General features: G+C 70.0%; 17 protein-coding genes. 11 read left to right on the forward strand and 6 right to left on the reverse strand.

Annotated elements, in window-relative coordinates; genetic code table 11:
• Positions 1-10 precede the first annotated feature (10 nt).
• A complete protein-coding gene (locus N555_RS0102090) occupies positions 11-1,558 on the reverse strand; it encodes an ABC transporter substrate-binding protein (RefSeq protein ID WP_051683573.1) in 1,548 nt (515 codons plus the stop codon).
• A gap of 267 nt (positions 1,559-1,825) precedes the next feature.
• Between N555_RS0102090 and N555_RS0102105 the strand changes: the two genes are divergently transcribed.
• Positions 1,826-2,821 (forward strand): LacI family DNA-binding transcriptional regulator, encoded by a 996-nt coding sequence (locus tag N555_RS0102105; protein WP_081865906.1) that lies wholly within the window; start codon positions 1,826-1,828, stop codon positions 2,819-2,821.
• Positions 2,822-2,863: 42 nt separating this feature from the next.
• On the opposite strand, the gene N555_RS0102110 is transcribed toward N555_RS0102105, so the two are convergent.
• Both N555_RS0102110 and N555_RS0102115 read right to left on the reverse strand, forming a co-directional pair.
• Positions 2,864-4,960, reverse strand: coding sequence for a hypothetical protein (locus N555_RS0102110; protein ID WP_051683575.1), 2,097 nt, complete (start codon positions 4,958-4,960; stop codon positions 2,864-2,866).
• Positions 4,961-4,990: 30 nt separating this feature from the next.
• The gene (locus tag N555_RS0102115) at positions 4,991-7,441 is read right to left on the reverse strand and encodes a glycoside hydrolase family 2 TIM barrel-domain containing protein (RefSeq protein WP_029429853.1); all 2,451 of its coding nucleotides are present in this window, start codon (positions 7,439-7,441) and stop codon (positions 4,991-4,993) included.
• A 541-nt stretch (positions 7,442-7,982) separates the two neighbouring features.
• On the opposite strand from N555_RS0102115, the gene N555_RS0102120 reads away from it, so the two are divergent.
• The 6 genes from N555_RS0102120 to N555_RS0102145 all read left to right on the forward strand — a co-directional run bounded on the left by N555_RS0102120 (position 7,983) and on the right by N555_RS0102145 (position 16,982).
• Complete coding sequence (locus N555_RS0102120) at positions 7,983-9,257, forward strand: metal-dependent hydrolase family protein (protein WP_051683578.1); 1,275 nt, start codon at positions 7,983-7,985, stop codon at positions 9,255-9,257.
• A gap of 44 nt (positions 9,258-9,301) precedes the next feature.
• Positions 9,302-10,573, forward strand: a complete 1,272-nt coding sequence (locus N555_RS0102125) for an enterochelin esterase domain-containing protein (protein ID WP_081865908.1) — start codon at positions 9,302-9,304, stop codon at positions 10,571-10,573.
• 616 nt (positions 10,574-11,189) lie between these two features.
• A complete protein-coding gene (locus N555_RS0102130) occupies positions 11,190-12,134 on the forward strand; it encodes an alpha/beta hydrolase (protein ID WP_029429856.1) in 945 nt (314 codons plus the stop codon).
• Between the two features lie 123 nt (positions 12,135-12,257).
• On the forward strand, positions 12,258-13,961 hold the full coding sequence (locus N555_RS0102135) for a CocE/NonD family hydrolase (protein WP_081865932.1): 1,704 nt from the start codon (positions 12,258-12,260) through the stop codon (positions 13,959-13,961).
• Positions 13,962-14,014: 53 nt separating this feature from the next.
• Entirely contained in the window at positions 14,015-15,745 is a 1,731-nt protein-coding gene (locus N555_RS0102140) for a CocE/NonD family hydrolase (protein ID WP_029429858.1), read from the forward strand.
• A 124-nt stretch (positions 15,746-15,869) separates the two neighbouring features.
• Positions 15,870-16,982: a serine hydrolase domain-containing protein gene (locus N555_RS0102145; RefSeq protein ID WP_029429859.1), complete on the forward strand. Its 1,113-nt coding sequence runs from the start codon at positions 15,870-15,872 to the stop codon at positions 16,980-16,982.
• 114 nt (positions 16,983-17,096) lie between these two features.
• On the opposite strand, the gene N555_RS26510 is transcribed toward N555_RS0102145, so the two are convergent.
• Both N555_RS26510 and N555_RS26515 read right to left on the reverse strand, forming a co-directional pair.
• Positions 17,097-18,098 (reverse strand): transposase, encoded by a 1,002-nt coding sequence (locus N555_RS26510; RefSeq protein ID WP_051683580.1) that lies wholly within the window; start codon positions 18,096-18,098, stop codon positions 17,097-17,099.
• Complete coding sequence (locus N555_RS26515; RefSeq protein ID WP_156036076.1) at positions 18,058-18,528, reverse strand: IS110 family transposase; 471 nt, start codon at positions 18,526-18,528, stop codon at positions 18,058-18,060. The genes N555_RS26510 and N555_RS26515 overlap by 41 nt, the downstream gene beginning before the upstream one ends.
• 130 nt (positions 18,529-18,658) lie before the next feature.
• On the opposite strand from N555_RS26515, the gene N555_RS0102160 reads away from it, so the two are divergent.
• From N555_RS0102160 to xerC (N555_RS0102175), 4 genes are all read left to right on the forward strand, one after another.
• Positions 18,659-19,186, forward strand: a complete 528-nt coding sequence (locus N555_RS0102160; protein ID WP_051683584.1) for a hypothetical protein — start codon at positions 18,659-18,661, stop codon at positions 19,184-19,186.
• A 210-nt stretch (positions 19,187-19,396) separates the two neighbouring features.
• Positions 19,397-19,612: a helix-turn-helix domain-containing protein gene (locus N555_RS0102165; RefSeq protein ID WP_029429861.1), complete on the forward strand. Its 216-nt coding sequence runs from the start codon at positions 19,397-19,399 to the stop codon at positions 19,610-19,612.
• 158 nt (positions 19,613-19,770) lie between these two features.
• Positions 19,771-20,916 (forward strand): site-specific integrase, encoded by a 1,146-nt coding sequence (gene xerC / locus N555_RS0102170; protein WP_029429862.1) that lies wholly within the window; start codon positions 19,771-19,773, stop codon positions 20,914-20,916.
• A 312-nt stretch (positions 20,917-21,228) separates the two neighbouring features.
• Entirely contained in the window at positions 21,229-22,491 is a 1,263-nt protein-coding gene (gene xerC, locus N555_RS0102175) for a site-specific integrase (RefSeq protein ID WP_081865909.1), read from the forward strand.
• 668 nt (positions 22,492-23,159) lie between these two features.
• On the opposite strand, the gene N555_RS29210 is transcribed toward xerC (N555_RS0102175), so the two are convergent.
• The gene (locus tag N555_RS29210) at positions 23,160-23,543 is read right to left on the reverse strand and encodes an AraC family ligand binding domain-containing protein (RefSeq protein WP_081865910.1); all 384 of its coding nucleotides are present in this window, start codon (positions 23,541-23,543) and stop codon (positions 23,160-23,162) included.
• Between the last annotated feature and the right edge of the window lie 300 nt (positions 23,544-23,843).

Raw genomic sequence — 23,843 nt, forward strand, 5'->3', positions numbered from 1 at the left:
TCGATCGGGCTCAGTCGGCCGGTGCGAACGGACGGAGCGTCTGCGCGGTGATGTACGGCGGTGTGAACACGATGTCCTTGGCCGTGACGAACTTGCCCTGGGCATACCCGAGAGGTGCGAACCAGGCCTGGTCGACGAAGTACTCGTTCACCGCGCGGAAGGCGTCGTCCTGCTGGTCCAGCGGCGCGGCGTTGGCGGTCGTGACCAGCTGCTCGAACTCCGGCGTCGTCTGGTCGAAGGCGTTGAAGATCGCACTGGTGTTCGCCTGCACGTCACCAGAGTCCGTCCCGGCGTACCCGTTGAAGAAGAAGAACATCGGGTAGTTGCGGGCGGCGATCCGGGCCTGGAAGTCCTGGAAGGTGATCGGCTCCCAGGTGATGTCGATGCCGATCTCACCGAACTGCTGGTCGAAGGCCGACTCGAACGTCGTCGTCAGGCCCTGGATGCTGGGCATCGTGACGCTGAAGCCGTCCGAGTAGCCGGCCTCGGCCATGAGGTCCTTGGCGCGGTCGAGGTCGAACGACTGCTCGTCGACGAGCTCCTCGCTGTAGGCATCTCCTCGGGGGTCCATCACCTGGTTGGTCGGCACCACCCCTCCCTGGCCGAGAGTCTCGGCGATGGTCTCCCGGTCCAGCGCGAGGTTGATCGCCTGTCGGACGCGGACGTCGGCGAGCGCTGGGACGATCGTGCCGGCCCGGTCGAGCAGCCACAGCCCCGCGACGGCCTGCGGCGCGCCGTCCCCGATCGTGAACTGGTCCTCCGGGTAGAGCGACTCCTGCCCCGCCTGGAGCCCGCTGTAGTCGATCTGGCCCGAGAGCATCGCGTTCTGGACGGCGGTCGTGTCCGAGATGACCTGGAAGACGACCGTGGAGAACGGGTAGGAGTCGGCGTCCCAGTTGTCACCGTTGCGCTGCAACGTGTACGTCGACCCCACTACGGTGCCGGCCTGGTCGAGCGTGTACGGACCGGATCCGACCGGCTCGAGCTGCGAGGACTCGTCCTCGAGCACCTCCGGGGAACCGACGGCGCCGGCGATGCTGGCGAGCGCGGCCAGCAGTCCTGCGTCGGGGGCGGAGAGGGTCACCACCACGGTCGACTCGTCGGTCGCCTCGACACCGGAGACGGAGGCCAGCCGGCCCGACGTGGCGACGCCCTCCTTCGACGCGTTGAGAGAGGCAGCGACGGCGGCGGCATCGACGGGAGTGTCGTCGGTGAACGTCATCCCGTCCCTGATGTGCAGCGTCAGCTCGGTGTTGTCGGCGTTGTACTCGAAGGTCTCCGCGATGTTGGGCTCGACCTCACCGTCGGGGCTGAGGCTGACGACGGTGTCGTACACCGAGAGGAAGAGATAGGCCTCGCCGCCGGTCCAGGCGCCGATCCGGAAGTCCGCCGGCGGGGTGCCGGTGGCCAGGTTGAGGGTGGCGGTGCCGCCGCCCGATGAGTTCCCGCCTTCAGAGTCGCCACCGTCGGAATCCCCACCATCGGAGGTGCAGGCGCTCAGGGCCAGAGCAAGCGCCACAGCGACGGCGCCGGTGCGCGCCAGTGCCTTGAACTTCATGGGACTCCTCGTCACAGGCAGGGGACGGCGGACAGCAGCGACGACAGGTCAGAGACTCGCTGTCCGTATCGCACGCGTTAGTAACACGCGACACCTGACCGTAAGGTGGATCACACGTGTGTGTAAAGGTCCGACGACGAAAGCGTTGCGAAATGTCGCTCGGCGACCCCGGCATCCGCGTTCGGGAGCGTCCGATGGTGCCCTCCGACGCGTCCGTCGCCCACTGCCCGAGGACTCACACATGGCCTGCTGTGTCAGGATGCAGCCATGACGGCGACCCCCGTGGGCCGGCGACCGGCGACGAGCTATGACGTGGCGGCACGAGCCGGGGTCTCCCGCTCGACGGTCAGCTTCATCCTCAACGGCAACGACGCCCGGTTCCCGGAGAGCACCCGCCAGCGAGTGCTCGATGCGGCGAAGGAACTCGCGTATCAGCCCTCCCTCGCCGGGCGTTCGTTGGCCAGCGGGCGCAGCGACACGATCGTCGTCCTGCTCCCCAACAGCACCTTCGGCAGCAACCTGCAGGACGTGGTCGACGAGGTGATGGTGGGCACGCGGGCGGTCGGCGGGAACGTCGTCGTGCGGTTCGCCGGGAACACGCCGAGCGCGACCATGACGGCCATTCTGGCCCTGCGGCCGGCCGGGGTCATCGACCTCGGAGTGCTCTCCGCCGACGAGCGGCTCCAGCTGGAGGGGCACGGGATCATCGCGCTCCCCGACGCCCCGCCGGGAACGGCCCGCGATGGCGATGGCGGCATCTCGGAGATCCAGGCCCGAACCCTGCTCGAGAGCGGCTGCCGGACGCTGTGGTTCGCCGCGCTCGCCGACCAGCGGCTGGACGCCTACGGCCCCGGGCGACTTGCGGCACTGCGGGCCTTCGCCGCCGGCGAAGGCCTGCCCGAACCGGCACAGGTGCGCGTACCTCTCGATCTCACGCAGGCGACGGTGGCGCTGGGAGAGGTGCTCGCCGGCGACGACGTCCCGGTCGGCGTCGCCTGCTACAACGACGAGGTCGCGCTCGCACTGCTCGCAGCCGCCCGGGAGCTCGACGTCGCTGTGCCGGACCGGTTGGCCCTGGTCGGCGTCGACCACATCCCCGTCGGGCAGCTGTGGTCGCCCCCGCTGACGACGGTCGACGTGGACCTGCGCGGCATGGTCAGCGCGATCGCCTCCCAGCTGCGGGCGCTTCTGGGCGACGGCGAGGCCGAGCAACCCGTCCAGGCGTCTCCCTTCCTCACCCTCGTGCGGGGCGGGACGGCCTGAGGCACGCCCTCTGGGTCGGATCGTGGCCGGGAGCGCGGCGGCCTACGCCGTCCCGACCCCTGGCCAGGGCACGAAGCCCTCGCTGCGGACCGACCACGTGTCGGCCGGGAAGCCGGGAGCGGCGCCCTCCCCCGACCCCGTCACCATGAGCGAGACCGCGGCCAGCAGTGCGCCGTTCCCCGGCAGGTAGATCGGCAGGAACGACCCGAGCTGCGGGTTGTGCCCGACCGCGGTGAACCCGTTCCGGGGGACCTCCTTCAGCAGGGCCTCGACGGCGAGGTCGGGGCGGCCCACCCGGGTGGCGGTCATGGCCATCACCGGGAAGTCCCAGCCCCACGCGGAGGGCCAGTGCCAGTCAGCCATGACGTCGACCAGGGTCGCCGCCATCGTGTCCGGGTCGACGAGTGGCGTCGGGGGCAGAACGCCCAGAGCGGCGAGCATCGAGGGGTGGTCGTCCCGGCGGACCTCAGAGGTCCCGGCCACGACGGCGTACCGGCCGTCCACGACGGAGGGCCGGGCCATTGTGGCCTGCACCCGGTCCCACTCCGAATGCCGCCCGATCCCCGACCGCTCCCGCCACCGCTGAGCGAGCTCGAGACCCCACCACCAATAGGCGAGCTCGTACGTGGGGTCCTCGGTCTCGGCGGCCTCGTAGAACTCCTGGGCGGGCATGACCGGTGGACCCAGGTGGAACACCCCGTCGCGTTCCTCGGCGAAGGCGGCCATGAACTCCGCGGTCTCCTCGACCAGGTCCGCGAACTCCGCGACCAGCGTCGGTCGCCGGTCGGCCTCCGAGGCCGCCCAGACCAGTTCCAACAGGTACAACAGGTGCGGCTGCTGCCAGATGAGCAGAGAACCGGTGGGGTCGGGGCTCTCCCTGCCGTCCGGCCCGACGTGCTTGGGCCAGCGGAGCCCCGGATACCCCTGCCGGCTCGCCGTCGCCCGCGCCTGTCCGGCGATCGAGCGGTACCAGCCGAGGCTGCGCTCGAACAGCTGCGGGCGCCCCCAGGCCGCGAAGTGCGCCGCGTGCCAGAAGTGCATCTCGAGGTGAGACTTGCCCTGCCAGGAGTTGGTGACGAGCCCCGTCTCCTGCGGCGGCATCCCGCCGGCGCAGTTCACCGCGGTGAGGTACTGGGACAGGACGAGGCGCCGCTCCAGCTCGTGTGCCCTCGGGTCGGTGCTGCCGGCCAGGTCGACCGCGGCACCGGAGAGCCAGAACGACTCCCACCACCCGGCCGCCCGTGCCCTGACGGAGCCGAAGGACTCGGCCGGGCCCTCGTCGGCATCGGCAGGTGCGAACCGGACGACGAGCTCGAGCGTCTCGTCCGGCCCGTGCAGCTCGAACGTGTGCGGCTCCGTGCCCGGCCGGAGGCTGCCGGAGGACGAGCGGACGTCCACCTTGTAGGAGGTGGCGTCGAGTGTCCGCTGGACGACGGCGTGGCCGGGTTCGTCCCCGACCAGGGCCGACGTGTGCCGCTCGGGCGCTGTCCAGTCCGCGGTCTGGAAGAAGCCGTCGGAGGCGTACGGGAAGCGCAGCGCCACGACGGCGCGGCCGTCCTGCAGCAGCGGCGACTCGATGCAGAAGGCCACGGTGGACGAGTCCGGTGCCGCGACCGTCCGGACGGAGACGGCCTCACCGCCGTAGCGGGAGGAGCTGTCGATCACACCGGTCCAGGGGTCCAGCCGCTGGCGCACGTCCGCCAGGCATGCGGGGTCGGTCTCGGCCGGCGCGTCCGACCCAGGTCTCAGGGCGAGCCCGATGCGTCCGAGGTCGATCCGCTGGGGGTTGGCGTGCAGCCAGGCGCCGGCCCGGTTCCGCTCGCTGACCTGTCCCGACATGGCCTCGCCGATGTCGTAGCGATCCGGGTAGAACACCGGGCCACGGGTCGTCGGGTACTCCGACATCGCGTCCTCGAGCACGAACCCGTCCGGATTGGGCATCTCGTGCCAGCCCCAGGTGCTCATGGTAGCGGTGTTCACCGCCGTGGACCCGCGCGCGGCGGCCGCCGCCTGGTCGTGGAAGGCGGGGAAGGTCTGCATGCCGGTGATGTCCGTCGTGTACGCGAAGTCGCCGTTGCCCACGGTCAGGACGTGTTCGGGATGCGGCTCGGTCAGCTCGACGACGTGGCGGCGGACCACGGCCGCGCGGTCGATGGGGTCCAGTGCGGCTCACCGCGCCCGGAGGGTGACGGTGACCGGGTCGCAGCCCTCGGCCTTGGCGTTCAGGGCGATGTCGCCTGGACCCGTGGGCCGGACGACGGCGAGGGCGCGGCCGTCGAACGTGCGGTGGTTGTCCTCCGTGAAGGCCTCCGGGTTCACCGGGTTGCCGTTGCCGAGCGCCTGCAGCACCCCCGAACCGTCCACGGTCACGGTGACGCTGCGGTCGCGGCCGTTGTGCACCCGCCCGTTCCCGTCGGTCAGCACGAGGTCGACGAAGGCGAGATCGCGGGTGTCGGCGGACAGCTCGGCGCGGTCGGCCACCGCGGTGAGCACCAGGTCGTCCCCGGCGGTCGAAAGGGTGCAGCGTCCGGTCTCCACCCCGCCGGCGTAGGAGACCGCGGTGAGCTCACCAGGTCGGTAGGTGGTGCGGAAATCGGCCCGGAAGGGCTTGTCCGCGCCGACGGCCGAACGCCCGACGGACTCACCGTCCAGGAGCAACTCGACCTCGTCGGCCGCGCTGTAGACCTCCACGGCCACGGGTGCGCCCTCCGACCCCTCCCAGGTCCAGCTCGCGATGCCGTCGGTCCACGCCCAAGGCGTCGCCACGGCGATCTCGCGGTCCAGGTTCTCCGGCCGGCCGACGACGGCGTACGGCTGCGACCTGAGGCCGAACACCACCTCGCGGAAGTAGGACACGGGCAGCCGGTGGCCGGTGATGTCGATGTCCCCGGTCCCCGCGGTGAGGTCCGGATGACCACCCGAGAACCCCCTCAGCTTCCGGCCGTCCTCGCCAGCCGCATACCGGACGACGCCGATGCCGGACTCGCCGAGGTAGTCCCACCCGGTCCAGGTGAAGTCCCCGATCACGTGTGGATGGGCCATCACGAGGGCCCAGTTGCCGGGGATCTGCGCCGGCCAGGTCTCGCTGCCGACGATGACCCGGTTGGGGAACAGCTCGCGGTCGGGCTCGTAGCGCGCGTCGGCGTAGTTCATGCCGGCGACGTCGAGCACGGCGAAGGACTCCTCCGTCCGCTCGGTCGCGGGCTGCGAGGTCTGGATCTTCCCCATCATCTGGCCGAAGTCGGCCATCATCGTGTTGACACCGCCACCCGACTCCGCCGCCTCGCGCTGCTGCCGCATGTGCGGGAGGACCACGTCGAGGATGCCGACGAAGGGGTTGATGCCGTTGGTGACCAGCCGCGTGCCGTCCAGCGACCGGACCTTCTCGGCGAGCCGCCGCCCCCAGACGGCGCCGAAGGGGCTGCCCGCCTCGGGGATCTCGTTGCCGATCGAGTAGAAGACGACGCTCGGGTGGTTGATGTCCTTCGCCACCATGGCCTCGACGTCCCGCTCCCACCAGTCCTCGAACTGGAATGCGGGGTCGAAGTCGGACTTGCCGGACGTCCACATGTCGAAGGTCTCGTCCATCACCAGCATGCCGAGCCGGTCGCAGGCCTCGAGCATCGCGCTGCTGATCGGGTTGTGCGCGCTGCGGATGGCGTTGAAGCCGGCCTCCTTCAGCCGCTCGACCCGCCGCTCCTCGGCACGCCCGATGGCCGCGGCACCGAGGGGGCCGTTGTCGGCGTGGATGCAGGCCCCGCGGAGCTTCACGACCTCGCCGTTGATCCGCAGGCCGTGCTGCGGATCGACCCGCAGGGACCGGATGCCGAAGGTGGTGCGCTCCTCGTCGACGACCTCGTCGCCGTCGCAGAGCTCGAGACGCAGCGAGTACAGGGAGGGGCTGTCGACACTCCACAGCGCCGGCTCCGGGACGTACAGCCGTGGCCGTACGGTGGCCCGCTCCCCCGGGAAGACGGTCACCGGCGCCCGATCGCTCGCCACCTCGGCGCCGTGTGCGTCCTCCAGAACTGCGGTCAGCGTGAACGTCGTCGTCGTCGGGTTGCCGTTCACCACCTCGACGGCGGCGGCGACGACGGCCCGCTGCCCGTCGATGTCAGGGGTGGTCACGGCGACGCCGTCGACGGCGATGTGCCCGGGGCTCTTCGTGATCAGGTGCACGTCTCGATGGATCCCTGCGCCGGAGTACCAGCGGCTGTCCTGGTGCGCTCGGCACTCCACCCGGATCTCGTTGTCGCTCCCGAAGGACAGGAAGGGATCGATCCGGACGACGAAGCGCGAGTAGCCGTAGGCGTGCCGGCCGGCGAGTGCGCCGTTCACGTAGACCATGGCGTCGCGGTAGACGCCGTCGAACTCGAGGAAGAAGCGATCGCCGCGGTCGGCCTCGTCCACCGCAAGCGTCTTGCGGTACTCGAACGCCCCGCCCGGGTACCAGCCCGTCGTCTCGCCATGTTCCAGAGTGGGACGACGCGGCTGCGAGATCACCGCGTCGTGCGGCAGGGTGACCGGTTCCCAGTCGCTTGCGGCCCCACCGCCCAGCTCCTGGAAGGCGGTCACCTTGGTCCGGCACGCCCAGTCCCGGTTGAAGTCGATGCGGGGCACCCTCGGACCTCCTCGTCGATGGAGCGCCAGAGGCGGGGTCGCCCACCCCGCGTAGCCGCGCGGATCCCGACCCGGGACGCTCCGGAGAGCCGCCCTCCGGACGGGATGACCCGCGCCGATCGGAATAGTGTCGCGCGTTACCAACGCAATCACGGTCATGCTGCCGCGTCAACCACACCGCGGCACATCGGCGCACCACGGTGAGCACAGCGAGGCTCGTGCCGGCTCGCGCCCTCACCCGGACCTGCGGTCCAGGACCACGTGCCTGGTCGCATCTCACGGCCAGAGCGCGGCGCGGCGACCCTCTGCCGCACCGACCGACGGCCCGGGATCAGCCGTCGGGGGCGGTGCTGCCGTCGAGGACCGGGCCACCGACTCGGCGGTGACGTCGACCGCGAGCCCTGGGTGCCGCGCGACCCGCCTCGACGTCGTCCGGCGCGAGCGACGCGAGCAAAGCCGCGCCTTCGGATGGTGCGACGAGCAGCGTTCCTGCAAGCTTCGCCACTTCGGAGGCCTCGTCGAGAGGAGAGGGAACACGCCTATGACCGCCGCCGCATTCCCACCGACCTCTGGTGCAGCCAGCCTTCTCATCGTCGGCGGAGCGGTGCTCGACGTCGTTGCGGGTACGACGCGTGAGGCGGACATCCGGATCGAGGACGGCTGGATCGTCGAGATCGGCACGGAGCTCGATCACCGCGGGACGGAGCGGATCGACGCGTCGGGGCGGGTGGTGGTGCCGGGGCTCATCGACGGACATGTGCACCTCACCGCCTTCAGCGCTGACTTTCGAGTGGTCGAGAGCGCCGCACCGTCGTACGTGTACGCGCAGAGCGCCAGGATCATGAGGGAGACCCTCGGGCGAGGATTCACGACCGTGCGCGACCTCGCGGGAGCGGACCACGGCCTGGCGCGAGCCCAGAAGGAGGGGCTTCTCGCGGGACCACGCATCTTCTACTGCGGCCACGCGCTCAGCCAGACCGGTGGCCACGGGGACATGCGGTTACCCGGGGAGGACCACGTGCCCGGTTCCCGTGGCTACTGCGGGATCGGGACCATCGCCGACGGCGTCGACGCGGTACGGACGGCCGCTCGCGATGAGATCCGGAAGGGCGCGCACCACATCAAGATCATGGCATCGGGAGGGGTGTCGTCGCCGACGGACCGCATCGATTCCACGCAGTACTCCATCGAGGAGTTGGAAGCCGCCGTAGGAGAGGCGGAGGCGGCCAATCGCTACGTCGCGGCGCACGCCTACACAGCCCGCGCCGTCAACCGCGCACTGCGCGCTGGCGTTCGCTCGATCGAACACGGCAACCTGCTCGACGATGAGAGCATCTCCCTCTTCCTCGAGCGCGATGCCTTTCTGGTGCCCACCCTGGTGACCTACTGGGCGCTGAAGGAGGAGGGCCGCGAATTCGGCCTGACCAGCGACATGTGGCTGAAGGTCGACACTGTTCTCGAGACCGGGCTCGAAGCGATCCGCCGCGCTCATCTGGCCGGCGTCAATCTCGTCTACGGCTCCGATCTCCTCGGCGGCATGCAGCGGCATCAGAACGAAGAGTTCCGGCTGCTCGGGCAGGTCCAACCAGCCATCGATGCCATACGAGCGGCGACCGTGACCGCGGCCGAGTTGCTCGGGTGTTCTGGTGAGCTCGGCGTCGTGGATGAGGGAGCCAGGGCAGATCTCCTCATTCTCGATGCCGACCCGAGTCTCGACATCGAGGTACTCGCCGACATCGGGGAGCATCTCGTCTCGGTCATACAAGGGGGGCGCATCGTCCATACAACAGACGCCGCGGTGCAGACCTCGAGATAGCGACTTAGACGAACCTGCAGAACCTCGAGGCGAAGGACGCGATTGTGGTGCTCGACGGAAGAATCACCTCTAGCCCGACTGTGACCCGAAGCAGGTACGAGACCGGTTGGCGAGAGCCGGTGGTCGGTGAACGGATAGAAGCCCTGCGAGCCGAGCTGGCTGATGGTGACGACCCTGAGCAGGTTGTCTCCGCGTTCTGGACCGAGGTCCGGGCTGCGGGCGGGCCGCTGGTCCGTCCGATCGAGGGCGACAGCACAGGGGTCGCGGTCACGTTCCTCTGGCGAGACGAGACCGGAACAACCGAGCACGTCGGTCTCGCCGGTGGAATCGTCCTGAGCGACTGGGAGCAGCACCTCCTCCGACGCCTCCCCGGCACCGATGTCTTCCACCTCACGCTGCGGCTCCCCCGAGACACACGCACTACGTACTCGTATGCGCCGGACATCCGCGGGCACTGGGATCCGTGGCTGGAAGCAGCCGATCAATGGGAGAAGTACAGCCGGTTCGTAGCAGATCCGATCAATCCTCGGTCGCTGCTGGACCTCGATCCGGGACGAGACCCCGAACTCGTCGCCGCCCTCACCCGGCCGGCGGCCGGTTCGCTCCACGAGCACACGGTGACGAGCGAGGTGCTGGCAGGCGACCGTCGCTACTGGGTCTACCTGCCGCCCGGGAACGACCCGTTGGAGAACGTGATCTGGGCCTTCGACGGGGCGGGGTGCCTCGGCAGGTACATGCTGCCGCCGCAGAACCTCGTGGAACACCTCATCACCTCGGGGAGCATCGGGCGGACGGCGATGGTCTTCATCGACAACCCCCCGGAGAGTCGTCAGGCCGAGGTGACCTTCGCGGTACCGCTCGATCGATTCGTGTGCGAGGAACTCGTCACCGATGTCCGAGCCCGCTACGAGTTCCCGACCGCTCGGGACCGCAACGTCGTGTCCGGTCACAGTGGGGGCGGCGAGGCTGCCATTCTCAGCGCGGCACACGAGTCCGCTCACTTCGGGCACGTCGTCGCGACGTCGCCCGGAATCGCCTACATGGCTCGTGGACACGAACCACGTGAGTTCTACGAGCGCTTCCGCTCGAATCCGCCACCGCCGGACACTCGTTTCGTGCTCGCAGTGGGCGAACTCGAAGTAGATCGCGTGTACGACATTCCGTCTCTCTATACCGCTACCCACGAATTCGCGAGCGTTCTTCGGGAACTCGACCTCGACGTCGACTTGTTGACAGGTCCGTACGGTCACGACCACTTCTCGTCCCACATCCTCTTCGCGCACGGGTTGATGCAGCTCCTGCGGTCCACGACCTAGCGCGGGGACATCGGTGACGTGGTCGCACGAGCAACGTCTGCTGCGGCGCCGCGGGCTCGCGCCCCAGGCAGTGACACAGACAGGAGCTCCGTCAGGAGGGCTCTCGCCGTGACTCGAGGCGCTGGGCGTACGGGCCACCGGTTCGACGGCTCCCCTGGTTGCTGTAGGTCGCACTAAGCGCCGCCGTCGAACCGCAGCACTCCGTGCGAGCCGCGTGAGGGGCGGCCTCCACTGCTGGCTGTCGACGCCAGCGGGGCGCCTTCGTGCGCCATTTCCCGCGGGGAACTTCTTCAGTAGGCCGTCAGCCTGACGTGGTCGGGCCGGTAGGCCGCCTTGAGGCAGGGACATGACCGACCGCGTCAGGTCGAGCTCCGGAACCGATCGCCCCGGTGTTCACGGCCTGGCACCCATCGGCGCTCACTGTGCCTCCGGAAGTTCGGACCCGCCGTTCGGACCTGTCATTGACCCGTGCATCGGGCCTGGACGAGAGTTAGTGTCGCGCGTTACAACATGCATCCATGCTCGTGCTCAGCACCCGGTGCACCGGTGTCCTGCCCGGCGGGGACCCCGTCTCCTGCACGTCCGACGCAACGACCCATCGAACGGGAACCCGCACATGACGATGTCAGCGCAGTCACCCTTGCCCGCCCCGAAGAGCGTCAGCGAAGCCGCCCGCGCGGCTCTCGCCGCACCCCGCGTGACAGCGCCATGGCCGGCCCTGAGCGATACGGATGGCTGGGAGCAGCTGGTTGCCGCGGCCGACGGCGGCATGTCGACCCGGTTCTCGGCCTATGCCTTCCCGGGCACTGTGGCGGACCGGCAGGTGGCAGGTGTCCGCACCTTCGTCGCCACACCGACCGGGGCCTCCACCGAGACCGGGCCGGTCTATCTGGACCTGCACGGCGGGGCACTCATCATGGGCGGCGGGGACCTCTGCGGAACCTTCGCTGCCATAACAGCGAGCACCATTGGCCTGCCCACCTGGGGTGTCGACTACCGGATGCCCCCGCGCCACCCCTTCCCGGCCGGCCTCGACGACTGCCTCGCGGTCTATCGCGAGCTGCTGACGGTCCGGGATGCGGCCGACGTCTTCATCGGTGGGAACTCGGCCGGCGGCAACCTCGCGGCCGCGTTGCTGGTGCGTGCTCGGGAGGAAGGCCTGCCGATGCCGGCCGCACTCGTCCTCAAGAGTCCGGAGGTGGACCTGACCGAATCAGGTGACTCGTTCACCACGAACCTGGCCGCCGACAACGTGCTCGGGTCCCTGATGGAGATCAACCGTCTCTATGCCGCCGGCGCCGACCTCGCCGATCCTCATGTCTCGCCGTTGTTCGCCGACCTGACCGGCTTCCCACCCACCTTCCTCACGACAGGTACTCGCGACCTGTTCCTCTCCAACGCGGTGCGCATGCACCGCAGTCTGCGCGCGGCCGGCGTCGAGGCGGAGCTCCACGTCTTCGAGGCCATGCCACACGGTGGGTTCGGGGGTGAGGCGCCCGAGGACCTGGAACTCGCCGCCGAGCAACGCCGGTTCGTGGACCGGCACCGCCGGCCCGCCTGAGGACCGGCGGTCGAGATCCGTCGGTCGACGACGGACCTCCACGTCGAATGCCCCGTGACCGTAAGAGAGATGGCAAGAGGAGTCGACATGGGTTTCAGGGTCGAGCGAGATGTCATGGTCCCGATGCGGGACGGGATCAGGCTCGCCACCGATGTCTGGATCCCAGACGCCGGACCGGCGCCAGCGCTCTTGGTGCGTCTCCCGTACGGCAAGAACCAGCCTGGCATGTCGGCCATCGCCACGAACCCCGACATCATCGGGCTGCTCGACGCCGGGTACGCGGTGGTGTGGCAGGACTGTCGTGGCGCGTACGCCTCCGAGGGGACGTTCGAGCCGATGGTGAACGAGCCTGATGACGGCGTGGACACCATCGCATGGGTGCGCCAGCAGCCCTGGTGCGACGGCAACGTCGGCGGCTTCGGCCCCTCCTACCTCGGGTTCACCCAGTGGGCATCGGCCTCCCGTGCACCCGAGGGGCTGAAGGCGATCGCGCCCACGTTCACCACCATCGACTACTACGCCGACCCCTGGTACTCCGAGGGTGGCGCGATGTCCTGGCAGACCGTCTGGTTCTGGTGCACGTCGATGGCGCTGGCCGATGCCCGGCGGTCGCTGGCCGCCGGCACGGGCGACCGGCAGACGGTGAAGGCCCTGGCCGTGTCAGCGGCCGACCCGAAGGCCTCACTCGAGGTGATGCCCGCCGAGCAGGAGCTCCTGGGCAAGCACGCGCCGTGGTGGTCGGACTGGATGCAGCACGCCGACCGGGACGACTTCTGGCAGGGCCTCGCCGTCGCCGAGCGGATCGAAGAGATCACGGTCCCGGCGCTGCACGTCGGCGGCTGGTTCGACATCTTCGCCGGCGCCACCGCCCGCGCCTTCACCCGGATGAAGGCCGAGGCCGGCAGCCCCGAGGCGCGCGAGGGGCAGCGGCTGATCATCGGCCCGTGGGACCACCTCTCCCAGACCGGCGTCTACCCCGACCGGCAGTTCGGGATGGCCGCCAGCGCACTGGCCGCCGACCTCACCGCGGCGCACGTCGCCTTCTACGACCGGTGGCTGCGCGGGCAGACCGATGCCCTCGACGGGCGTGCTCCGGTCCGGATCTTCGTCATGGGCATCGACCGGTGGCGCGACGAGCAGGACTGGCCGCTGCCCGACACCACCTACGTCGACTTCCACCTCGACAGCGCCGGTGCGGCCAACACCGCCGACGGGGACGGCGTCCTGCGGGCGAGCGACGCGCCGTCGGTGGAGACCGTGGACAGCTACACCTACGACCCCGCCCAGCCGGTGCCCTCCTTCGGCGGCCGGTGGAACGAATCGGCGGTGCTGAACGCCGTCGGACCGGTCGACCAGCGCCCCGCCGAGGCCCGCGACGACGTGCTGTGCTTCACCACCCCCGTCCTCGACGAGCCGGTCGAGGTCACCGGCCACGTGTCCCTCGTCCTGCACGTCACCTCCTCGGCCCGCGACACCGACTTCACCGGCAAGCTCGTCGACGTCCACCCCGACGGCCGCGCCCTGTACCTCACCGACGGCATCCTGCGCGCCCGCTACCGCAACTCCCTCGCCCAGCCCGAGCTGCTGGAGCCCGAGCAGGAATACGAGCTGACGCTGGACCTGGCGGTGACGTCCAACGTCTTCCTGGCCGGTCACCGGATCCGGCTGGAGGTCTCCTCCAGCAACTTCCCCCGCTACGACCGCAACACCAACACCGGCGGCGTCATCAACAGCGAGACCCTCGACCAGGCCGTCGTCGCCACCAACCGGGTCCTGCACGGCCCCGAGCACCCCAGTCGGCTCATCCTGCCGATCATCCGCCGCTGAACAGCACACCACTGGCCGCTGAACCCACGACGTCCTCGACGAGGAGAGACCGCATGGACATGATGTACGAACGCAACGTCCCCATGAAGACCCGCGACGGGGTGACTCTGCGCGCCAACGTCTGGCGCCCTGTGGAGGGGCAGGCGCCCACCCTGCTGATACGCACGGCGTACAGCAAGGACACCGCCTACTTCGGCGGCACAGCCGGTGGCCACACCTCTCTGCTCACATACCTCAACGCCGGCTACGCCGTCGTCTGGCAGGACACCCGCGGCACCTACGACTCCGACGGTGTCTTCGTCCCGATGGTCCACGAGAGCGCCGACGGTCAGGACACCGTCGCGTGGATCACCGAACAGGACTGGAGCGACGGGTCGGTCGGCACCTACGGCGGCTCCTTCATGGGCATGACCCAATGGGCTCTGGCCACCGCCGACGCCCCCGGCCTGCGGGCCATCGCGCCCACCGCGGCCGCGGCGGACTGGCACTCGAAGCTCATCTACTCCCCGGGTGGCGCCCTGTCCCTGAGCCTCGTGACGTTCTGGGCCGCCGCGATGTACGCCGCCGAGGAACAGCGGTCCCTGCAGCGCGGTGAGACCTCTGACAACTCGGCGTTGATGCGGCTGGGCCCAGCGGCGATGGACCCGGTCTCGCTCAACCACGCCACACCCGTCGCCGACCTGCCGGTGCACGGACGAGGCCGCTGGCTCGACGACTGGCTGGCCCACCCCGACTACGACGAGTACTGGCGCGCAGTCGACCGGGCGGCACGAATCGAGCAGGTCACCGTCCCGGTGCTGTCCACCGGCGGCTGGTACGACATCAAGATCCACGGGCTGGTCACCGACTTCGTCCGGGTCCGGACGTCCGCCGGTTCCGAGCAGGCCCGGGAGGAGTCCCGGCTGGTCATCGGACCGTGGGACCACCTCAACTGGACCGGGCACTACCCCGTCCGCTCCTTCGGACCGCTCGCCGCCGTCGACCTCACCGCCTCACACCTCGAGTTCTTCGACCAGCACCTCAAGGGCACGCCTCCCCCGGCGCCGGCGCCGCGGGTACGGATCTTCGTCATGGGCATCGACCAGTGGCGCGACGAGACCGACTGGCCGCTGCCGGACACGCGGTACACCGACTACCACCTGGCCAGCGGCGGCGCGGCCAACACCCGCGACGGCGACGGCACCCTCGAACTCGACGCACCGACCACCGACGGCAGCGACACGTTCCGGTACGACCCCCGGAACCCGGTGCCGACCGCGGGCGGCTCGCTGCTGCCGCCCGGCCCCGGCCTCGAGCTCGGGCCGGTGGACCAATGCGTGGTCGACGGCCGCGACGACGTCCTCTGCTACAGCACCGCGGTCCTGACCGAGCCCGTGGAGGTCACCGGGTTCGTCGAGTTGAAGGTGTTCGTCTCCTCCACCGCGGTGGACACCGACATCACCGCCAAGCTCGTCGACGTCTTCCCCGACGGCCGCGCCATCAATCTGTGCGACGGCATCCTCCGGCTGCGCTACCGCAACAGCCTGTCCGAGCCCGAGCTGATGGCCCCCGGCGAGGTCTACGAGGTCACCGTCCCGATGTCGGTCACCTCCAACGTGTTCCTCCCCGGGCACCGCATCCGCCTGGACGTGTCAGGGAGCAATTTCCCGCACTACGACCGCAACTCGAACACCGGCGGGGTCATCTCCTCCGAGGCGCTGGAGGACATGGTCGTCGCCGACACCACCGTCCACCACGGCGGAGCCCGACCCAGCCGCCTCGTCCTGCCCATCATCAACCGGTGACCTACGCCCGCGCCCACGGGCGTGGGCGGTCGGGGGGGGCGTCCGGGGGCGTCCGGGGGCGAGCCTCACCTCCGCCGGCCGCTTCCTGACCCCGGCCCCCAGCCCGACCGACGAGGAGCCCGACATGCCCGCCCTGCCCACCGACCCCGTCGAGCAGCTGCGACGACGCGCCGAACAGGAGGTCGCCGCGGGCAACATCCCGTCCTGCCAGTTCGCACTGGCCCGCGACGGTGAGGTGCTCGTCCAGGAGACCATCGGGGCGCCGGACAGCAGCCGGTACACGATCTTCTCCGCCACGAAGCCCATCGTCGCCTCCGTGATCTGGCAGTTGATCGCCGAGGGTGAGCTCGATCCAGCCGAGCCGGTGAGCACCTGGTGGCCGGGCTTCGCGCAGAACGGAAAGGACGGCGTCACCCTGGACCACCTGCTGCTGCACACCGCCGGCTTTCCCCACGCCCAGCTGGACTGGTCCACCATGGGCGACCGGGAAGCGCGGGTGAAGCAGATGGAGGCGTGGACGCTGATCTCGGCTCCGGGGTCGAGCTACGTCTACCACGGGCTGTCCGCGCACTGGGTGCTGGCCGAGCTCATCACACTGCGCACCGGACTGGACCACCGCGCCGCCGTCCGCGAACGCGTCCTGGACCCCCTCGGACTGGACCGCCTCGAGCTCGGTGTACCCCCGGAGCGCGGGCACGACGTCCGGCCGCTACAGCTGATCGGCCGGCAGCTGAGCAGGGCCGAGTTCGCCGAGTCCCTGGGCCTGGACTTCGAGATACCCGAGGGCGCGCTGGTGGACCTGCCGCCGTTCAACGAGCCGGAGGCGCGGGCGGCAGGTGTGCCCGGTGCGGGTGCGGTGTCCGACGCTCGGAGCCTCGCGCTGTTCCACCAGGCCCTGCTGCACAACACGAGCCGCCTCTGGGATCCCGCCGTCCTGGCCGATGTGACCGGCAACGTGCGGAACCGGCTGCCCGACGCGTTCGGCATTCCGGCGATGCGCACTCGGGGCCTGGAGACGTCCGGGGACGGCCCCGGCGCAGCTGCCCGGATCGGGATGGGGAGCACCTCGCCGGGGACGTTCGGGCACCCCGGCGCCGCCGGCCAGCTCGCCTGGACCGACCCGGCCAACGGGCTGACCTTCGTGTTCCTCACCGACGGCGCTGACCAGAACCCCGCTCAGGAGTTCCAGCGCAGCATCGACCTGTGCCGGCTGGCCGCCGCCTGCGGTTCCGTGTGACCACCGGCCCCCGCCGCCCGCGCGTCGAGCACCGCGACGACTCGCTGGGCATCCGGACCCGGACCCCGCGGCTGTCCTGGCAGCTAGCGGACGGCGCCCGCACGCAGGGGGGTATCAGCTACGGGCGGACAACGGCTGGGAGCTGGGATCGACGGCGATCGCAGCCTGCTGGTCCCCTACGTCGGACCACCGCTGCGGTCGGGGACAGCAGGTGCGGTGGAGTGTGCGCGTCCGCACCGACCTCGGGGAGAGCCCCTGGGCGCCGGACTGCTCGTTCGAGAGCGGGCTGCTCGGCGGGGCGGACTGGCAGTCCTCGTGATCGAACCCGCGCGACAGCCGCAGGGTCCTCCCGAGTACGAGCTCCGGGATCAGCAGATCTGAGTCCTGCGATCGGCGCCCTTGCGGAAAGGTGAGGGAACGCCGCCTCCCCCCGCGACAGTCGCGAGGTCGCGGCCCAAGGGTTGGCGTCGAGCCCGGCGGGCCGGTGCTGCAGGCGCGCGTCAGCGCGGGGGCGGGCGAAGCCAGTCCGCAGTAGTTCTGCAGTAGTGCTTCAGGCGGCCTGGTCGAGGACCACGGTGTGACCGAGGCGCTCGAGCTGGGCGACCAGGCGGCGGGCGTGGGCCTGCCGTTGCGGCGGGCCAGCCACTCAGGTGCGAGGTCCTGGTAGGGCTCGTCGCGGGTGAGCATCCAGTAGGCCGAGACGAGGATCGAGTGGCCGACCGCCAGCTGGGCGCGGGCCATGCCGCGGCGGCTGGTCAGGCGGGCGTGCTGGGCGGCCAGGCAGTTGGCGCCCCTCATACGCCCGACCGACCCGGCGGCCTCGACCAGCATCGCGGTCAGCCACTTGTTGCCGTGCGGCGGCCGCACCGGATACCGCTTGCCCGCAGACTCCCGCGTTCCTGGAGCGACCCCGGCCCAGGAGGCCAGGTGCTCCGGCGTCGGGAATCGAGACATGTCTGCGCCGGTCTCGGCGATGATCACTTGCGCGACCTTCTCCCCGACTCCCGGGATCGTCTGCGGCAGCTCCGGCTGGTGCGCCCAGGGCTCGAACGCCGTGGCGATGACCGTGCTTGGCTCAGCCAGCGCGGTCTCGATCGCCTCGATTCGGCTCAGCATGGAGCGGGCAAGCTGCGCGTGCTGGGCGTCGAAAGTGCCCGGTCAGCGCTTCGGTCAGGGCTGGGATCTTGCGGCGCATCGTGCCCTTGGCCGAGTCCGCCAGCACCCGCGGATCGCTCTCCCCGTTGATCAGCGCGCCCAGCATGGCGCGGGCCGAGACGCTGGTCAGGCTCGCTGCGACCGAGGAGAGCTTGACCGAGGCGTCTTCGAGCATCGACTCCAGTCGGGTGATCTCTCGGGTGCGGTCGGCCATCAGCTGCACCCGGTAGCGGGTCAGCATCCGCAGCCGGCGGATGTGCGGTGGTGGCACGAACGACGGCCGCAGCAGCCCGCACTCCAGCAGCTGCGCGATCCACTCAGCGTCCTTGACGTCGGTCTTGCGCCGCGAGATCGACTTGATGGGCGCGGTGTTGACCAGCCAGACCTCCATCACCGGCAAGCGGTGCAATCAAGATCGCAAGCGGGCACACCTCTTGCATCTTCGGTCGGGCCAACTCGTTGTGACGAGTAGCCGGCGCTGATATTGGCTGTCATGCGGCGGCTCACGGGACGATCTCGCCATGGGCAAGCGACAGCGTGAGGACCCGGACGTCCTGCACCGCAAGGCGCAGATCGCCATCCTTTCCGGCCTAGCCGACGGCATCGATGACGCATTCGAGCTCATCCTCTCGGTCCGCCCGTTCGACGTCCGCGGCCTGTTCACGCCGGATGTCGCGCTGTTCGACGTGGCGGCAACGGCGCTCGGTCTGGCCTGCCCGCCGGGCAGTGAGCGACTGGAGTACGAGGGGCTGACAGATCGCTACCTGGCTGACCTGATGCTCGACGGCCGCACCGTTCGCCACCGGACCCAGTACGCCATCTATGCGGCCGCCTGCATGCGCGGCGGGCTGCATCCCGACCTGCTGATGGAGGCCGGCGGCTGGGAGCCGCCGCTCTGGACGTACGCCGTCTCGGCGGTTGTCCTCTACTGCCGCGCCGCCGCGGAACGCCTCGACCTGCCGACAGCGGCGATCGCCCTGCGTGTCGCTGACGAGCTCGGCCTCGAGCTGCCCACCGCCGGAGGGGCATCCGAGCAACTCCTGCCGTAGCTCTGCGCGGGACCGGCGACAGGAGAAGCGCAGGCCCCCCGGGGCCGCAGGACCTACGCAGGCCTGAACAGGAGAAGGTCTGGAGGCTTCGACGAGCAGCCAACCACGCTCCCGTCCGGGCTGGAGAAGTGCGCTCCTGACACTGGAGAAGCACCGGCGACCCGTCGGCCATCGTGAGCTGGACATTGCTGACGCCGGAGAGGCCTGGCCATGACCGACGACTCACGAGACGCATCGCTGCTGACTCTCACCGAGGCGGCCACCGTTCTTCGCACACCCGTGGCCACCCTGCGCTACTGGCGGCACCTCGGCATCGGACCCGCCGGATTCCGCTTGGGCCGGCGCGTGCTGTACCGCCGGCAAGACCTCGACCGGTGGATCGAGGAGCAACGCACCGCCGAGGCGGTCGACCGGCCACGGCGCTGACACCCGAGGAAGGCACCGACGCGGCGTCATCCACAGGCACGCCGCCGTCCCCAGATCAACCCGGGACTCGACCACGGTGACCTGCCCGACCGCAGGCTGACAGATCCCGGTCATCCGCACGCCGCCCACAGCCGGGTCCGACGCTGAGGGGACGAGACATGCCGAGGCCGCCGCTGGCCGTGGGGACCTTCGGCAAGGTCAACTTCCTCGTCCTGGGCAAGGGTCGGGTGCGGGCGCAGGTCGGCTTCCGCGACTTCGACGGCCGCCGCCGCTCGGTCAGCCGCTTCGGGCGGACCAAGGCCGAGGCTGAGCGCCGCCTGCGGGCCGCGCTGCGCGACCGGGACAGCGCCCCTGACGAGGGGAACAGCAGCGACAGCCGGCTCGCCACTGTGGCCACCGCCTGGCTGGCGGAGGTCGACGACAGCGATCTGGCCACCGGCACCAAGCGGCTGTACCGCTTCGCCGTCCAGAGCTACGTCCTCCCGGGCATCGGTCAGCTCCGGCTGCGGGAGATCACCGTGCCCGCCGTCGACCGGCTGCTGACCGCCGTCCGCACGAGCCACGGCGCCGGCGCCGCGAAGTCCGCCCGCTCCGTGCTGTCCGGCATCCTCGCGGAGGCGGTCCGCCGCGGGGCCATCCCGACGAACCCGGTGCGGGAGGTCGGCTCCCGCCGCGCTCACCGCCGGCCGACGGCGGGGCCACGCGCCCTGACGGTCGACGAGGAACGCCAGCTGCGCGAGCGGCTCGCCGCCGACGACGAGACGGTCAAGCTCGACCTCCCGGATCTGGTCGACTTCATGCTCGGCACGGGCGTGCGCATCGGAGAGGCCTGCGCGGTCCGTTGGGCCGCCGTCGACCTCGATGCGGCGACGCTGCGCGTCGAAGCGACCTTGATCCGCGTACCCGGCCGCGGCCTGGCCATCCAGGAGGCGCCGAAGACCACCGCCGGCCGGCGCACCATCGCCCTGCCGGCCTTCGTCGTGGACCTGCTCCGCCGCCGTCGGGCGCAGGTGTCCACGGCCGACGGCTCGGAGGTGGCCTTCCCCAGCCCGACCGGTCGGCTGCGGGATCCGCACAACACCAGCAGCAATCTGCGTCAGGCGCTGAATCGAGCCGGCTTCGAGTGGGTGACCTCGCATGTGTTCCGCAAGACGGTGGCGACGCGGCTCGACGAGGCGGGGCTGTCGGCCCGCCAGATCGCCGACCACCTCGGCCACAACCGGCCGAGCCTGACCCAGGACGTCTACATGGGCCGGGGCCTGGCCGCTCCGGAGGCGGCGGCAGCGCTCGAGCGCGGCCGCTAGTCAGCGTCGGGCGAAGGGCGATCCACCGGGGCCGCGGGCAAGCAAGGCCGTGACGAATCTTCGTCGTTTGTTCGTCGTAGCGGCCGGTGCGGCGGGGCGCTCAAGCGCCTGACCTGCGGAGATGCTCCCCCGACTGGACTCGAACCAGTAACCCTGCGATTCCCTAGTCGCACCTGGCCGGTACACACCGCCGCGTCCCACGACTGGCCTCTGAGCACTGCATATGCGGAACCGCTCAAGCCGCTGTGGACCCTTGCGCTCCCCTGTTGACCGTCATTTTCTGCGGGTAAAGTGTGGGTAAGCTGCGGGCCCATGGGGCGACCACCGCTTGAGCTGGGCACCTACGGCACCATCCGCTTCTACAACACCGACACCGGCTACCGGGCCTGCACAACGGCGCGCGACTACGACGGCCGGACCCGGGCTGTGGAACGGCACGGCAAGACCAAGGCAGCGGCCGAGCGGGCGCTCAAGGCGGCACTGCGAGACCGCGCCGGTGACCACGCGAACGGTGACATCACCGCCAGCTCCCGGGTGTCGACACTGGCCGAGGCCTGGTACGCCGCGTTGACCGACCTGTCCCCCGTCACCATGCAGGCCTACCGGGCCCGGCTGGACCGACAGATCCTGCCCAGGCTCGGACAGCTGCGCGTGCGGGAGCTGAGCGTCGGCAACCTGGACCGGCATCTGAGAGGCATCACGGACCAGCACGGAGTAGCGACAGCTCGGATGTGTCGATCGGTGCTGTCGGGCATGTGCACGCTGGCCGCCCGTCATGACGCTCTTGCTCAGAATCCGGTGCGAGCCCTGGGTCCGGTGAACAGCAGAGCCAAGAAGGCGCCACGGGCACTCACCGTGCTGCAGCTGCGCCAACTGCGCGCCGCCCTGACTTACGACGACCGGGCCATCGCCCGGGACGTGCCCGACCTGGTCGGCTTCCTCATGGCCACCGGGCTGCGCATCGGCGAGGCCTGCGGTCTGGCCTGGGACGCCGTCGACCTCGAGGTCGGCACCATCGAGGTGCGGGCCTCCGCCGTCCGCGTCCGCGGGCGAGGGTTGGTGGTCAAGTCGACCAAGACCGACGCGGGGCACCGCACGCTGGTGCTGCCGCGCTGGTGCACCTCGATGCTGGGGGACCGAGCAGACCGCCTGCACGCCACCATTGCTGACCGTGGGAGCCGACCGGTCTTCCCGGCTCCGCTGGGCGGCTGGCGGGACCCGTCCAACACCCAGGCCGATCTTCGGGAAGCTTTTGCCGCCGCAGGCTTCGACTGGATCACTTCGCACTCCTTCCGTAAGACCGTGGCGACCCTCATGGACCAAGCCGGGCTCTCCTCGAGGGCAGCCGCCGACCAGCTGGGCCATGCCAACACGTCGATGACCACCGACGTCTACTTCGGCCGGAAGGTCGCCACCACCGGTGCCGCCGTAGTTCTGGAGGCGTTGAGCTCGCAACCCGAGGAGACGCCCGTGGACGGCGGCTCTTCACGCAGGAGCAACACCCTTCACCAAGTTGTTGAGGCAGAGCAGCAGCACGGCAGTGCCCTCGGTGATCGCTTTTCTCCCCGACACTAGGGCCCTCGTGGTGATAGACAGCAGGTCCCGGTCCCAAGGACCGCACCAGAGGTGACCAACCGGTCCGGCCAAGCAAAGTCCAGTGCCCCGCGGACGATCTCCAGCTGGCCAAGCTGACTGTGCGGTCTCTATTTCCGCCACCCGCTCCCATGCGATGTCGCGGGACACCTTTCAGAGGCTCGTGGCTCGTGGAGGAGAAGTGCTGCTGTGAGCCAAGAAGCACCCCGAGAGAGCCGACGTATCCGGGAGTACGCCCGTTGCACCGAACCGCCGGACCAAGCGCCGGGAGGATGACCGGATCAGGGCAATCCGCGGGGCGCGTCGCCATGTAGACGGGGCATCGCGGGCGCCGCGACCACCCGTGCGCGTTCATTTGAACGGCGAGTACGCCTTGCCGGATCGCGGCCGGTCGGAGGGGACGTCCGCCGGACCGCGGAAAGCGAAGGACGCCGAAATACTGGAGATCCGTTGCAGCGATCCCGGTCTTCGCCTCAGTTCCAGTCGGCTGCTCGCCGACCAGCGAGCGTCCACAGTTGCGACGCGCCTCGTGCGCTTACTGCCGCCCGCTCTCGATCGCCGATTGTCATGCAGTTGCCGTCAGATCGGCGGTGGCTCTCCTAGGCTCCTCCCTTCCGACGTCGCGAGAGCTCGCGGCGTGTCCCTCCGGGTCAATTCTGGGATGGCCGCTTGAACCCGCCGGTCGTGACCGTCAGGTGGGCCATCGGGCCATCGTCGGCCGCACCGTGGGTGTGGAGTTCGTCCGGTGGCGTGATGACCACGTCGCCGGGACAGATCCAGACTCGTTCGCCCGCTGTCTCGACCCAGCCGTTACCGGAGACGACGACGATGAGCTGCCCGCCGTCGTGCGAGTGCGGCCGAGCATGACCTACGTCGCCATTTGATCCGGGCTCGCCTGCGTCGCCTGCGTCATGGATGTGTTCTTCCGGCGCATCGGAGGCTGGCGCGCGTCGACCAGCGTCCCTCGCCCGACTGGGCAGGAAGCGGTGGTGGAGCAGGAAACGGAAGGAACGCCACCGCGGGTCATCGACCAGCTGCCGGCTCGCCCGTTTCCTCGCCGAAAGGCTCTCGGCGCCCTGTCACACGTAGTAGTGGACCATCTGCCACACCCGTGCGCATTGATCCGAGCAGAACCAGGCTTGACCGTCTGGCCGGTCCCCGCCACAGAAGACACAACCATGGGGCAGCAGCCGCCCGACCGCCCGCCTGTATCGATCCGCTCTCTGTCCGCTCCTGTCGGTTCCCGCCTGCGCCGGCGTCCCGACATCGGGAGCAACCACCACCGACTGCCCCGTGGCCTGCCGCTCATCCATCGCTCGGGAACCGTCACCTCC

The sequence above is a fragment of the Blastococcus sp. URHD0036 genome (assembly GCF_000701365.1).
Classification (GTDB): domain Bacteria; phylum Actinomycetota; class Actinomycetes; order Mycobacteriales; family Geodermatophilaceae; genus Trujillonella.